Source organism: Brevundimonas sp. (assembly GCF_030656255.1).
Lineage (GTDB): Bacteria > Pseudomonadota > Alphaproteobacteria > Caulobacterales > Caulobacteraceae > Brevundimonas.
Genome location: NZ_JAUSOE010000137.1, coordinates 1 through 13,454 on the forward strand (window position 1 = coordinate 1; position 13,454 = coordinate 13,454).

The 13,454-nt window shown below is 69.8% G+C and carries 12 protein-coding genes; 5 read left to right on the forward strand and 7 right to left on the reverse strand.

From position 1 onward, the window contains the following. A partial coding sequence (gene pdeM / locus Q7J26_RS13745; RefSeq protein ID WP_304936969.1) for a ligase-associated DNA damage response endonuclease PdeM occupies positions 1–630 on the reverse strand: 630 nt, incomplete at its 3' end. Further along, on the reverse strand, positions 627–3,149 hold the full coding sequence (locus Q7J26_RS13750; RefSeq protein WP_304936970.1) for a ligase-associated DNA damage response DEXH box helicase: 2,523 nt from the start codon (positions 3,147–3,149) through the stop codon (positions 627–629). The genes pdeM and Q7J26_RS13750, both read right to left, overlap by 4 nt. Positions 3,150–3,477: 328 nt before the next feature. Between Q7J26_RS13750 and Q7J26_RS13755 the strand changes: the two genes are divergently transcribed. From Q7J26_RS13755 to hisC, 5 genes are read left to right on the forward strand one after another with little or no spacing between them, the layout of a single operon-like run. After that, a complete protein-coding gene (locus tag Q7J26_RS13755) occupies positions 3,478–6,231 on the forward strand; it encodes an ATP-dependent DNA helicase (RefSeq protein ID WP_304936971.1) in 2,754 nt (917 codons plus the stop codon). Position 6,232: 1 nt separating this feature from the next. Further along, complete coding sequence (gene ybaK / locus Q7J26_RS13760; RefSeq protein ID WP_304936972.1) at positions 6,233–6,706, forward strand: Cys-tRNA(Pro) deacylase; 474 nt, start codon at positions 6,233–6,235, stop codon at positions 6,704–6,706. A gap of 56 nt (positions 6,707–6,762) precedes the next feature. After that, entirely contained in the window at positions 6,763–7,815 is a 1,053-nt protein-coding gene (locus tag Q7J26_RS13765; RefSeq protein ID WP_304936973.1) for a DUF2125 domain-containing protein, read from the forward strand. After that, entirely contained in the window at positions 7,815–8,501 is a 687-nt protein-coding gene (locus tag Q7J26_RS13770; RefSeq protein ID WP_304936974.1) for a hypothetical protein, read from the forward strand. The genes Q7J26_RS13765 and Q7J26_RS13770 overlap by 1 nt, the downstream gene beginning before the upstream one ends. Positions 8,502–8,531: 30 nt before the next feature. Then, positions 8,532–9,620 (forward strand): histidinol-phosphate transaminase, encoded by a 1,089-nt coding sequence (gene hisC / locus Q7J26_RS13775; protein ID WP_304936975.1) that lies wholly within the window; start codon positions 8,532–8,534, stop codon positions 9,618–9,620. A 44-nt stretch (positions 9,621–9,664) separates the two neighbouring features. Here the strand turns inward: hisC and Q7J26_RS13780 are convergent, their stop codons facing one another. Genes Q7J26_RS13780 through Q7J26_RS13800 form a run of 5 tightly spaced genes read right to left on the reverse strand, consistent with a single transcriptional unit; the run spans position 9,665 to position 13,449 of the window. After that, on the reverse strand, positions 9,665–10,450 hold the full coding sequence (locus tag Q7J26_RS13780) for a MipA/OmpV family protein (RefSeq protein WP_304936976.1): 786 nt from the start codon (positions 10,448–10,450) through the stop codon (positions 9,665–9,667). 25 nt (positions 10,451–10,475) lie between these two features. Continuing rightward, a complete protein-coding gene (locus Q7J26_RS13785; RefSeq protein WP_304936977.1) occupies positions 10,476–11,207 on the reverse strand; it encodes a 1-acyl-sn-glycerol-3-phosphate acyltransferase in 732 nt (243 codons plus the stop codon). Next, the gene (locus Q7J26_RS13790) at positions 11,208–11,834 is read right to left on the reverse strand and encodes a YdcF family protein (protein WP_304936978.1); all 627 of its coding nucleotides are present in this window, start codon (positions 11,832–11,834) and stop codon (positions 11,208–11,210) included. After that, positions 11,831–12,733, reverse strand: coding sequence for an ABC transporter permease (locus Q7J26_RS13795; protein ID WP_304936979.1), 903 nt, complete (start codon positions 12,731–12,733; stop codon positions 11,831–11,833). The genes Q7J26_RS13790 and Q7J26_RS13795 overlap by 4 nt, the downstream gene beginning before the upstream one ends. Beyond that, positions 12,730–13,449, reverse strand: coding sequence for a cell division ATP-binding protein FtsE (locus tag Q7J26_RS13800; protein WP_304936980.1), 720 nt, complete (start codon positions 13,447–13,449; stop codon positions 12,730–12,732). The genes Q7J26_RS13795 and Q7J26_RS13800 overlap by 4 nt, the downstream gene beginning before the upstream one ends. Positions 13,450–13,454 lie beyond the last annotated feature (5 nt).

Genomic DNA, 13,454 nt, shown 5'->3' on the forward strand with positions numbered 1-13,454 from the left:
GCCGAAGGCGGGCAGGATCAGGCGCGATCCGTCGGTGACGAAACAGGGGCGACGCACGCCGCGGCCATAGGCGACGACGCGGGCGGCGGGGTGAAGGTGGCCGGCGACCTCGCCGTGGCGGTCGTCCTTCGGCGTTCGGGGCTCGGGTTCGTGGGTCAGCCGCAGGGCGCCCAGGGCCATGTCCCCCACGACCCGGCCGGGCAGGCGTGTTTCGGCCTGGGCGTCGTCGGCCAAGGCCTCGCGGTCGTGATTGCCTTCCAGCCACAGCCAGTCTCGGCCGGTCGCCAGACGGTCCAGCCGTGTCCGGTCCTCGTCCGCCATCCGACCGAGGGCCTTGGCGTCATGGAAACTGTCGCCCAGCAGCACGACCAGGGCGGGGTTCAAGTCTGCGATCTCTGCCTCGAGCCGGTCCAGAGTGGCGCGGCTGTCATAGGGGGGCAGCATCTGGCCGCGCACGGCGAAGGCCGACCCCTTCTCCAAATGGAGATCTGCAGCGATAAGGGCGCGATGGGCGGGCAGCCACAGGGCCCCGGAACAGCGCAGCACGCAGGTCTCGCCCGCGATCTGAACCCGCAGCGAGCCGCAGGGCTTGCGGGCGGGGGACAGGGTCTGGCGCAGGGCGGCGTTCATGCGGCTTGCGGCTCCGCGTCGTCCATGACCTCGGCGATCAGCAGTTCGGCGCTGTCGTCCAGGATCATTTCGGCGGCGTCTCCGCCCACCCGCTCGCGCCCGATCTGGACCAGAACCGGGACGCAGAAGGGGGAGGGACGGGTCAGGGGCTGATGCCGGATTCGCCCCTCGATCCGCGTCAGCATCTGGCCCAGCCGCGCCACGTCCAGCAGGCCCGAGGCAGCGTCGGCGCGAGCGGTCTTGAGCAGCAGATGGTCGGGCTGGTGGCGGCGCAGCACATCGTAGATCAGGTCGGTGGAAAAGGTCACTTGCCGTCCGGTCTTCTCGGCGCCCGGCTGACGTCGCTCGATCAAGCCCGAGATCAGGGCGCAATTGCGGAAGGACCGCTTCATCATGAAGCTCTCTTCCAGCCAGGACTCCAGATCGTCGCCCAGCATGTCGGACTGGAACAGGGCGTCCAGGTCGATGCCGTCCATCGGTCGGATCGACCAGATCGCCAGGGCATAGTCTGTGACGACGAAGCCCAGGGGGCCGACGCCCAGCCGGTCCAGCCGCCGGGTCAGCAGCATGCAAAGCGTGGTGTGGGCCAGATTGCCCTCGAACGGATAGGCGACCAGAAAATGCCGGCTGCCGCGTGGAAAGGTCTCGACCAGCATGGATTCGGCGTCGGGAATGGCGGACCGTTCGGCCTGAAGCTCCAGCCATTCCTGCACGTCCGGCGGCAGGACGCGCCAGTGATCCGGGTCCTGCACCATGGTCCTCACCCGGTCAGCCAGGGAGGTGGACAGCGGGAACTTGGACCCGCCCCAGGAAGGGATCTTGGGCTCCTTGTGATTGGCGTGGGTGACCAGGGCGTCGGTGCCGACAATCCCCTGAAACGCCCAGACCTGACCGGCGAACAGGAAGGTGTCGCCGGGCGTCAGCTGTTCGAAATACCATTCCTCGGCCTCGCCCACCTTGCGGCCCGCGACCAGCTGGCGCGAGGCGCCGCCACGACGGCCGGCCACCCGCACGTTCAGGGTTCCCGCCGAGACGATGGCGCCGACATTCATCCGGTGGCGCTGGGCGATGTCCTTGGTGCGGGCCTTCCAGCGGCCGTCCGGGGTGCGGACGATGCGGGCGAACCGGTCGTAGGTGCGCAGCGCATAGCCGCCGGTGGCGACGAAATCGACCACCTCCTCGAACTGCTCCCAGGTCAGGCCTCGATAGGGGCCGCAGCCGGTGATCTCGTCATACAGGGCCTGCATGTCGAAGGCTTCGGAACAGGCGACGCCCATGACGTGCTGGGCCAGCGCATCCAGCGTGCCGATATGGACCGGCTCCCAGTCGAAGGCGTTGTCGGCCACCGCCTCGCGCGCCGCCTGGCATTCCAGCATTTCGAACCGGCTGGCGGGCACCAGAAGGGCGCGTGACGGCTCGTCCAGCCGGTGGTTGGCGCGGCCGATCCGCTGGACCAGCCGGCTGGAGCCCTTGGGCGCGGCCATCTGGATGACCAGGTCCACGTCGCCCCAGTCGATGCCCAGGTCCAGGGTCGAGGTGCAGACAACTGCCCGCAGATCGCCGCGCGCCATCGCCGCCTCGATCTTGCGCCTCTGTTCGGCGGCCAATGACCCGTGGTGCAGGCCGATAGGCAGATTGTCGTCGTTGATCGCCCACAGCTGTTGAAAGACGAACTCCGACTGCCAGCGGGTGTTGACGAAGATCAGGGCCAGGGTCGCGCGCTGGATGGCGGCGTAGACTTCGGGGATGGCGTGGCGGCCCGTGTGGCCCGCCCAGGGCACCTTGCCCTCGGAGATCAGGACGTCGATCACGGCTGGGGCGCCGGGGTCGCCCTTGACGAGGGCGACGTCCTCGACCGTTGGGGAGGGGCTCAGCCAGCCTCTGATCAGGTCCGGGTCTTCGATGGTCGCGCTCAGCCCCACCCGGCGCATCCCCGGCGAAAACTGCTGCAGCCGCGCCAGGCCCAGGGCCAGAAGGTCGCCGCGCTTGCCGCTCCAGATGGCGTGAACCTCGTCCAGAACGACGCATTTCAGGTCGGCGAAATAGGACCGTGCGCCCTCCCAGGCGCAGAACAGGGCCAGCTGTTCCGGCGTGGTCAGCAGGATGTCGGGCGGGAAGTCGCGCTGGCGCTGGCGTTTGGACTGTTTGGTGTCGCCCGTCCGCGTCTCGACGTGGATGTTCAGCCCAATCTCGCGGATCGGCGTCATCAGATTGCGCTCGACGTCGGTGGTCAGGGCCTTCAGCGGCGACAGATACAGTGTATGCACGCCCGAGCCCGGCCCGTGCTGCGGCCGGGGCCCCCGTTCGGCCAGGTCGATCAGGCTGGGCAGGAAGCCGGCCAGGGTCTTGCCCCCGCCGGTCGGCGCCACCAGCAGGGCGTGCCGACCCGCCTGGCCCGCCGCCACCATCTCCAGCTGATGCCGCCGGGGCGACCAGCCACGCCCGGCGAACCAGTCGGCGAAGAGAGGGGGAAGGGACGTCACCCCAGCCGAGCGCCTACGCAGGCGTGGCCGTTCCATGCGCCGCCTGCATCAAGACAAGAATCCTGGGCGACAAATCCCCTGATCTTGGGCCAGGCGGCTAATCCAGCCACGCCGACGACCATCGCCGCCAGCAGGGTCACAGCCAGCAGGCCGTTAATGGTCAGGAGTTTTGTCTTAGCGGCCATGGCCGACAATTAGCGCGCAAGAGCCTCAATCGCTAGATGTTCTCGTTCCGTTTCTATCTCAGGCCCGCTATCTATCGCGCGTGTCCGACGAATCCGTCCTTGTTGAAACCGGCCTGAGCGCCTTCGCGCCTCAGCAGCCTCTCCCGCCAGCGCTGGCGACCCCGCCAGGCGCAGGCGCGGTGTGCGACGACGCGGGAGCGCGCAAGATCGGGCGGGGGGCGGCTGAGGGCTTCTTCACCGGCGGGCCGGTGATGGTGGCTCACGCCTCGTTGACGGCGCGGCGGCTGGGGCTGACGCCGCCGCCGCGGTCGGGCGAGCTGATGGATGTGCTGGAGCTGTACGCCTTCGTCCGGCCGGCGCGGTTCTGCGCTCCGTCGCCGACGGGCCTGGCCCTGTCGCTGGGCCTGGCGGAGCCTCGGTCGGCCGAGGATCAGGCGGGCGCGCTGCGCGAGGCGGCGGGTCTGCTGCTGGGCGAACTGGCGGCGCCCGCCTATCCCGAGCGCGAGGCCGCCTATGTGCTGGCTCTGACGATGCAGCGCGCCGGCTGGGCCTGGGGCGACCGGGTGGTGCAGGCGCTGAAGGACGGCGGGGTGCGCGCGCGCCAGCATCGTGGTTCGGGCCTGGACGTCTGGAGCCGGCTGACGGAATGGGAGGACGAGGCCCCGCGCGGCGAGGCGGGGTCGGCCCCGGTCGATTCCGAGTCCGCCCGTATCCGTCTGGAGAAATTGTTGCAGGCCTCGGGGCTGGACGAGACCCGGCCGACCCAGTCGGACTATGCGGCCGAGGCCGCCTTCGCCTTTTCGCCGCGCAACGAAGAAGGGCGGCCGCGCGTGCTGCTGGCCGAGGCGGGGACGGGCACGGGCAAGACCCTGGGCTATCTGGCGCCGGCCTCGCTGTGGGCCGAGCGGAACCAGGGGGCGGCGTGGATCTCGACCTATACCCGCGCCCTGCAACGCCAGATCGACCGCGAGAGCCATGCCCTGTGGCCCGATCCGGAAGAGCGCAAGAAGAAGGCGGTGATCCGCAAGGGACGCGAGAACTATCTGTGCGTCCTGAACCTGCAGGACATGGTCCAGGCGGCCCAGCTGGGGAATGGCGATCTGGTCGGCCTGGCGCTGGCGGGGCGCTGGGCCGTGCATACGCGCGACGGGGACATGACGGGGGGCGACTTTCCCGGCTGGCTGCCGGGCCTGTTCGCCATGCCCGCGGCCCATGCGGCGGGGGCGGCCAATCTGGTGGATCGGCGCGGCGAATGCGTCCACGCCGCCTGTCCCCACTATCGCAGTTGTTTCGTCGAAAAGACCATCCGCGCCAGCCGACGCGCGGACCTGGTCATCGCCAACCACGCCCTGGTCCTGACCCAGGCCGCCTTCGACGGCGCGCGCTCGGCCCGGGGGCAGAAACAGGACGGCGAGACGGCGGCCCTTAAACGCATCGTCTTCGACGAGGGCCACCATCTGTTCGACGCCGCCGACAGCGCCTTTTCCGCCTGTCTGTCGGGCCAGGAGGCGGCCGAACTGCGCCGCTGGATCCGGGGACCGGAGGGCAAGGGGCGGCGCGGGCGCGGGCTGGAACAACGGCTGGGCGACATGGTCGGGGACAATGACGCTGCGTTGAAAGCGCTTCAGGACGCCATCCGCGCCTCGGCCGCGCTTCCGGGCGAAGGGGTGTCGGGCCGCGTCGCCCCGGCCTCGGGCGAGGTCAATCCCATCGGGCCGATCGAGGCCTTCCTGGCCGCCGCCTTGGATCAACTGCGGGCGCGCACGGCCGAGACCAACACATACGGCGGGCCGGAGTTCGGCATGGAGTGCGCGCTGAAACCGGTGACCGATCCGGTGGCCGAAACCGCCCGGGCGGCGGCCCAGGCCCTGGCCGCGCTGGAGGCGCCGCTTCTGGCCCTGTCGCGGCATCTGGAAGACATTCTCGACGACGAGGCGGCCGAGCTGGACGGGGCGCAGCGGTCGCGGATCGAGGGGGCGTTGCGCGGGCTGGACAGGCGGGCGCGCATGACCCTGCCGGGCTGGCGGTCCATGCTGGCGGCGCTGGAGGACGGCGGAGACCAGCCCGATCCCGACTTCGTCGACTGGCTGTCGGCCGAGACGGCGTTCGGCCGCATCCACGACGTCGCCCTGCGCCGCCACTGGATCGATCCGACCGTGCCGCTGGAAGCCGCCGTGATCGTGCCGGCGCACGGGGTTTTGGTGACCTCGGCCACCCTGTCCGACCCGTTGCAGGAAGACCCGTTCGACCTGGCCCGCCTGCGCACCGGATCGGCCCGTCTGATCGATCCGCCGCGCACCCTGAAGGTCGAAAGCCCGTTCGACTATGCGGCCAACAGCCGGGTCATCGTCGTCAACGACCTGGTCAAGGACGACCCGCGCCAGACGGCGGCGGCGATGCGTGAACTGTTCCTGGCGGCCGGGGGCGGGGGGCTGGGCCTGTTCACCGCCATCCGTCGGCTGAAGGCGGTCTATGAACGGCTGGGGCCGGACCTGGCGAAGTCCGGCGTGCCCCTGTACGCCCAGCACGTCGATCCGCTGGAGGTCGGGGCGCTGGTGGACATGTTTCGGGTCGAGGAGAACTCGTGCCTTTTGGGCACCGATGCGGTGCGCGACGGGGTGGATGTGCCGGGCCGGTCCTTGCGCGTCCTGGCCTTCGACCGGGTGCCCTGGCCGCGCCCGGACCTGCTTCACAAGGCGCGGCGCGAACGGCTGGGGGGCAAGGGATACGATGACGCCTTGGCCCGCGCCCGCATCGCCCAGGCCTTCGGTCGGCTGATCCGGCGCGGCGACGACAAGGGGGTCTTCCTGATGCTGGACGCCGCCACCCCCACCCGCCTGTTCGCCAGCCTGCCGCCCGGGACCGAGGTCCAGCGGATGGGCCTGGCCGATGCGGTGGCGCTGACCCGCAGTTTCCTGAACCCCGAGACCTGAGATGTCGAAGACCACGCCCGCGACTGTCGCCCTGACCAAGGCCGGCGTCGCCTTCGAACTGTTCGCCTATGACTATGACCCCGACGCGCCGCGCGTGGGGTTGCAGGCGGCGCAGGCTTTGGGAATGGCCCCGGAACAGGTGTTCAAGACCCTGATGACCCTCGTGGACGGAGCGCCGGCCTGCGCCATCGCGCCGTCGGACTGCGAGGTCAGCATGAAGAAGCTGGCGGCCGCCGTCGGCGGCAAGTCGGCGCAGATGATGAAGCCCGCAGATGCGGAAAGGCTGACGGGTTATAAGGTCGGCGGCGTCAGTCCCTTTGGACAACGCAAGACCGTGCCGACGGTGATGGACGAGACGGCCGTCTTGTTCGATCAGATATTGATCAACGGCGGCCAGCGCGGGCTGTTGCTGGGCATCGCGCCTGAAGCAGCGGCCCGGGCGGCGGGGGCCAGGTTGGTCGATATCACGGCCTGAACGCCTTGGGCGGTCGTCCTTCCTTGGGGTATAGCCGTCTCGACCCCGGAGTTTGAATGACCGACGCACCGACCCAGCGACCCAGCCGCGCGGGCCTCTACGCCCCCTTCATCATCGTGCTGATCGCCCTGGCCGCCTGGACCGGCTGGTGGTTTTATCTGACGCGCCAGATCGACGCGGGGCTGGAGGCCCAGTCGGCCGCCCTGCGGCAACAGGGCTGGGACGTGCGCTACGCCGACAAGCGGATCGTCGGCTGGCCCTTCCGCGCCAATGTGAAACTGACCCATGTGACGATCGCCGCCCCGTCCGGCCACGCCATATCCGCGCCGGAACTGAACGCCGAGGCCAACGCCTATCAGCCGACCAAATGGGTCGTGGTCGCGCCCGAGGGCCTGGTCCTGACCCGGGCGGGCAAGGGCAAGGTGGCCGTCAACGGCGACGCCATCCGCATGAGCGCCCGCGGCATCGACCAGCGCTGGCCCAACCTGGCGCTGGAACTGGTCAATCCGATCTTCACTGTCCATCCCGACGGCGAGCCCTTCCCCATCGCACGGGCCGCGCGGATCGAATTCTATTCGCGGCCCCATCTGGAGGGTTCGACAGCCCCGAGCGACGACATCGACGTGATGTTCCGGCTGGTGGACGGGCAGGGACGCCGCGACGGACCGGTCGAGGGCTTCGCCCAGGACGGTCAACTGACCACCCAGCTGGAGGCCACCATCGGCCGGGCCGACCTGCTGAAGGTCGGGGACGCGGCGGGGGTGTTTTCGCAATGGACCCAGGGCGGCGGGACCTTCCGCAATCTGCGCGGCGATCTGCAGGCGGGCGACAGCCGCGCCACCTTGAGCAGCGACGTGCTGAAGGCCGACGCCAACGGGCGGCTGACGGGCCAGGTGGCCCTGCAGTCGCAGAAGCCCCTGCCGGCCCTGTCCGGCCTGCTGGAGTCGCGCCAGGGTTCGGTGAACCGGATCGGAGCGGCGGGGGCCGCTGCTGCGGCCGGGGCGGCCGACGCTGCGGGGCGTGAAGACATGGCTCTGACCCTGGTGTTCCGCGACGGTCGGACCTGGCTGGGACCCTTCCCCCTGGCGCCGGCGCCGAAACTGTTCTGATGGGATTGCTGGAAGAAGCCCAGGACGACGCCGTGCTGACGGCGCTTGACCGAGCGGTGGTCGAGGCCCTGCGGGCCAGGATCGCCGCCGGTCCGCGGGATCGGTTCGACGCCGGGATCCTGGCCCTGCGCGATCTGACGGCGGACGTCGGTCCCGTCGAGCGCGCGGCGTTGAAGGCGTTGTGGGGGCGGATCGAGGCGGCGACGGGGCCTTCGCTGGTGACGTGCGGTGGTCTGGCCCAGGCCCTGGCGACCGACCGTTACGGTCTGGGCTCCCGCCCCTTGTCCGCCGAAGAGGCTTTGAAGGCGGTGGAAGGCGGTTCGCGTGCTTTGGTCGACCTGACATCGGGTCGGCCCTGGTGGGGACGGCTGCTGGCCCGGCCAGAATTGAGGATCGTCGCCGCCCTGCCGGACGACGGCCGGGCGCGGCCCCAGGCCTTTCTCGTGTCCAAGGAAGTCTCGGGCCCGACCGGTGGCGACCGCACCTTCTGGGTCACCGACAGCGCCGTGTCCGACGCCAAGATCGTCGAGGCTCTGGGCGAGGCCGGGCTGGTCGCCGATCCCCTGGCGGCCGCAGGCGGCTTGAAGCTGTTCGTATTGGCGGGCTATGTGCAGGCTGAGGACGGGCGGCTGGACAACGCCCCCGGCCGCCTGACCGGCGTCATCGGCGCCGCCCCCGTCTTCTGACTTCCTCCGTTCTTCGAGTTAAGGCTTTTCATGACCGACGCGCCCGCGCCCAAAACCGGCATCCTCGACATCGCCCCCTATGTCGGCGGCAAGTCGTCCATCGCAGGCGTCGCCGAGCCGATGAAACTGTCCTCCAACGAGAACATGCTGGGCGCCGGCGAGAAGGCGCGGGCCGCCTATGAGGCCGCGATCAAGACTATCCATATCTATCCGGACGGCCGGGCGACCAAGCTGCGCGACGCCGTGGCGGAAAAGCATGGGCTGGAGCCCGAGCAGCTGATCTTCGGCAACGGCTCGGACGAGGTCTTCGCCCTGCTGAACCAGACCTATCTGACGGCGGGCGACAATATCGTCTGCGGCCAGTACGGCTTCCTGGCCTATCGGATCAGCGCCCTGGGCTGCGAGGCCCAGGTCAAGCTGGCGCCCGAGCCGAACTTCAAGGCCGAGGTCGATGCGCTGTTGGCCCAGGTCGATGACCGGACCAAGATCGTCTATGTCTCCAACCCGTCGAACCCGACCGGCAGCTACAACACCGGCGAGGAGATCCGCCGTCTGCACGCCGCGCTTCCGGCCCATGTCATCCTGGTGGTGGACGAAGCCTATGCGGAATATGTGACCGAGGCCGACTGGGAGACCGCCTTCCCCCTGGCCAAGGACGCGGCCAACATCGTCGTCACCCGCACCTTCTCCAAGATCCACGGCCTGGGCGGGCTACGGATCGGCTTCGGCTATGCGCCGGTCGCCGTGGCCGAGGCCATCGACCGTATCCGCCTGCCGTTCAATGTCTCGGTTCCGGGGCTGGAAGCCGCCGCTGCGGCGGTGGGGGACGAGGCGCACCAGACGGCCTCGCGCGAGCTGGTGTCGAACTGGAAGCCGCGCCTGACCCAGGCCCTGCGCGGCTTCGGCTTCGAGGTTCTGCCCAGCGCGGGGAATTTCGTGCTGGTGATGTTCGACGGGGCGGAACGGGCCGCCGCCGCCAATGAGTATCTGAACACACGGGGCATCATCGTGCGGCCGGTCGGCGGCTACGGCCTGCCCCAGGCCCTGCGCATCACCATCGGCACGGAAGACCAGAACAGGGCCGTGATCGACGCGCTAAGCGAGTTCGCGGCCACCTGATCCGCGAGAGCGCGGCGACCGCCCGGCGGTCGCCGCGTTTTTCCTCAGCCGCCGAAACGGCGGGCGAAGAAGACGCCCGTGCGGATGGTGTCGTCTTCCTGGGACAGGGGGCTGTCGGCCACGTCGCCCAGGCGGCGCTCGTAGTTGATCAGGCCGCCGGCGGCCCATTTGTCGTTGATCGGGACCAGCAGGAACAGGCTGGCGCCCGCGCCTTGCAGGCCGCTGCCCGGCGAATAGGCGTCGATGCCGTTGCGGGCGGCCTCGGCGGCGCTGACGCCGTAATAGGCGTCGGCCAGCTTGGCGTCGCCGCCGCGGGCATAGACAGAGACATTCATCAGCCCGATCGGCGTCACGCGCTGGTGGCCGACCGAGGCGTAGTATTCCGTGCCTTCGCTGACGTCCGTCACGTCGCGGCTGACCCGGCCGCCGACGACGATATTGCCGGGCAGGCGCTTGAAGGCGTAGGCGGCGACGTCGGCGCCGAAGTCGGGACGATCCAGGTCCAGGCCCTCGATGTCGTCGGGCGAGAAGCGCGGGCGCAACTGCAGGCCGGCGCGGAAGTCGTCGGTCTTGATGGCGTTCCAGCCCAGGCCGTCGATGGCGCTCAGATAGACGACGTCGCGATAATTGGCGGAAACCCACGGCACGACCTGGGTCTCGGAGCCCGTGTCGCCGTTGCTGTCCTTGCTGTAGAGGGCGCCGACGCCGAGATCGACGGTCCAGCCGTCGGGCGCGGGGCGCAGCTGCTCATAGGGCTGGGACTGGGCCAGGGCGGAGCCGGCGAAGGCGGTTGCGGCGGCGGCTGTCAGGGCCAGGGTGCGCAAGGACATTTGGAGCTTTCTCGTACGGAATAGGTCAGTCCATACGTTCGAGCTGGGCCTTTGGCTCCAGCAGGGCTGCAGATGCCGTCTCTATGCGACTTTCCAGCAACGCCATCATCGCGCCGCGCTTCAGTCCGGCGGGGATCGGCTCCAGGAATTCGAACACCACCTTGCCGGGATAGCGGCGGAAGCCATGGGCGGGCCAATGGACGCCGGAGTTGGTGGCGACCGGCCAGCAGGGGCCTTCCAGATCGCGATAGATGGCGGCGACGCCGGGCTTGTAGTCGCCGGGCACGCCGGGATCGTTGCGGGTCCCCTCCGGGAAGATGACGATCTGGCGGCCTTCGGACAGGCGCTCGCGCGCCTGACGCGTCATGTCCTTCAGCGCCTTGGCGTGACCGGCGCGGTCCACGGCGATCATCTTGGCCTTCCAGGCGAACCAGCCGAAGAAGGGCAGGGGCATCAGCTCCTTCTTCATCACGAAACAGGCGTCGGGCAGGACGGCCAGCAGGGCGACGATGTCCAGCATCCCCTGGTGTTTCGACGCGATCAGGGCCGCGCCCGACGGGGCATGCTCAAGCCCGCGCACCTCGACCTTGACCCCCGCGATCCAGCGCAGGCCGAACAGCACGATCTTCGCCCACAGCTTGCAAACCCCCTGGGCGTAGCGGTGCGGCCCCAACAGGGCGGGCGACAGGCCGACGGCGACGATCGGCATCGACAGATAGAGCCAGGCGGTGAAGAGCAGGGAACGTAGGGTGTTCACTTAGGCAGGGGCCTTTTCGGCGGAGGTTTCAGTCGCGGGGGCGTCGCGGCTGAGCCGGCGAATCCCTTCGCGGCCCAGTGCGGTCAGATATTTCAGATATTCCAGCGTCATGCGCCGCGCCGTCACCGTCGCCCGCCACCAATGCCGGTTGTCCAGCGACGGGGTCGAGACGGCGTAGGGGGTCAGTTTCACGCCCGGCATCTGGCCGCGGATCTCCACCAGCGAGCGGGGCATATGATAGTCGGAGGTGACGACGATCAGGTCGTCATAGCCCTTGGACCGGGCCCAGGCGGCGATCTCCTGGGCGTTGCCGACGGTGTCCTCGGCCTCGAAACCCAGGTCGACGCAGCAGTTGAACAGACGGCTGGAGCCCGGCGTCAGCTCGCGCAGCTCGCGACGACGGACCTCACGGTTGACGCCCGAGATCAGGACGCGCTGGCCCTTGCCCTGTTCCAGCAGGCGGATGGCGGCGTTGACCCGTTCGGCGGACGGGCCGGTCAGGGCCACGATGGCGTCGGCCGTGGCGGGTTCGTCGGCGGGCGTCAGTTCGCGCACCCGATGGGCGAAGGCGAACAGGCCGACCAGCCAGATCAGGGCGACAATGCCGATGACGACGAGCAGCCTCATCCCTTCCCCCGACCTGAACCCAGAACCTGCATGGCGGCGAATCTGGCCGCGACAAGCGCCACCGTAGCCGCCAGCAGCGGACATGGCGAGAGCAGCAGCAGGTCGCCCCAAGTCACGGGCAGGGCCTGGGTCAGGCCGTCCGATCCGCCCACGAAGCGCACGAAGGCCAGGAGCACTCCCGCCAGTCCCGCCCCAATGGCTCCCGCGCCGGCCGCAATCAGGGCGAAGCGGCGCTGAAACAGCCAGGCGATGCGGCCGTCTGTGGCCCCGTTCAGGCTCAGGGTCTCGATCACCCCGCGCCCCGCCGCCAGGCCGGCGCGGGTGGCGTAGGCGATGGCGGCGGCGGCGGCGAAGGCGGTGGCCAGGAAGGCGGCGCCGGCCAGGGCGGTGATCAGGGCGGCCGAACGCTCGACCTCGCCGCGCCAAAGACTGTGGTCATCGACCGTGGCGTCCAGCCCGGCCTCGGCCAGGGCGCGGCTGAGGCTGACCGCGCTGGCGGGGGCGTTCGGGTTCAACCGCACCGTCACCAGATGGGGCAGGGGCAGGTCGGGCAGGACGGCGTCGCCCAGCCAGGGCCGCAGCAGATCCTCGGCCGCCTTTCGATCCAGGGCCGCCGCCTCCTCGACCCCGGCGACGCCGGACAGGGTCTCGGCCGCGCGGGCGGCGGCGGTGTCGCCGCTCTCGCCGACACGGGGGCGGACCTGAACCGTGGCCTCGGCGCCCAGCTGGCGCGCCCAGCCATGGGCGGCGCGGTCGGCGGCCGAGGCGGCGACGGCGGCCAGACAGGCCAGGAAACACAGGACGGCGATGACGGTCATCAGCCAGGGCTCGCCGGCCGCCGCCGGGGGCAGCAGGCCGGGACGTCCCCGGGAAAGTCGGAAGTCGGACAGGCGGATCATGCGGCGGCCCGTGCGGCTTCGGTCAGTCGGCCCTGATCCAGTCGCAGGACCCGCGCGCCCGAGCGCTCGGCCAGGGCCTGGTCATGGCTGGCGATCAGGACGGTGGCGCCCAGACGGTTCAGCGACTGGAACAGGCGCAGCAGTTTCTCGGCCATGACGGCGTCCACGCTGCCGGTCGGTTCGTCGGCGACGATCAGGCCGGGGCGGGTGATGACGGCGCGGGCGATGGCCAGGCGCTGCTTCTCACCGCCGGACAGGGCCGGGGGACGGGCGTCCATTCTGCGGCCCAGGCCGACCCATTTCAGCATTTCTTCCACGTCGGCGGCGTAGTCGGCCTCGCGCCCGCCCGCCAGCCGCAGGGGCAGGGCGACGTTGTCGAAGGCGGACAGGTGGTCCAGCAGGCGGAAATCCTGGAACACCACCCCCATGCGGCGGCGAAAGGCGGGGATGTCGCGTCGGTCGATGTCCGAGACGTCGGCTCCGAACAGGCGAATGGTCCCGCTAGTCGGTCGGTCGGCCAGGGTCAGAAGCCGCAGTAGCGAAGACTTTCCGGCGCCGGACGGCCCGGTAAGGAAGTGGAAAGAGCCTCGCGTCAGAATGAGGTTAACGTCTCGCAGCACGTCGGGCGCGTCCACATAGCCGAAACCCACGCCCGACAGGCGGACGGTCTCGGTCACAGGGGCGGAATCGGCGGCGCTGGGTGGCGAGGACGGCATTGAGT

Coding starts and splice junctions, on each gene's coding strand:
- Q7J26_RS13750 (WP_304936970.1), bottom strand. CDS start 3,149: ATGGAACGGCCACGCCTGCGTAGGCGCTCGGCTGGGGTGACGTCCCTT.
- ybaK (WP_304936972.1), top strand. CDS start 6,233: ATGTCGAAGACCACGCCCGCGACTGTCGCCCTGACCAAGGCCGGCGTC.
- Q7J26_RS13765 (WP_304936973.1), top strand. CDS start 6,763: ATGACCGACGCACCGACCCAGCGACCCAGCCGCGCGGGCCTCTACGCC.
- Q7J26_RS13770 (WP_304936974.1), top strand. CDS start 7,815: ATGGGATTGCTGGAAGAAGCCCAGGACGACGCCGTGCTGACGGCGCTT.
- hisC (WP_304936975.1), top strand. CDS start 8,532: ATGACCGACGCGCCCGCGCCCAAAACCGGCATCCTCGACATCGCCCCC.
- Q7J26_RS13780 (WP_304936976.1), bottom strand. CDS start 10,450: ATGTCCTTGCGCACCCTGGCCCTGACAGCCGCCGCCGCAACCGCCTTC.
- Q7J26_RS13790 (WP_304936978.1), bottom strand. CDS start 11,834: ATGAGGCTGCTCGTCGTCATCGGCATTGTCGCCCTGATCTGGCTGGTC.
- Q7J26_RS13795 (WP_304936979.1), bottom strand. CDS start 12,733: ATGATCCGCCTGTCCGACTTCCGACTTTCCCGGGGACGTCCCGGCCTG.
- Q7J26_RS13800 (WP_304936980.1), bottom strand. CDS start 13,449: ATGCCGTCCTCGCCACCCAGCGCCGCCGATTCCGCCCCTGTGACCGAG.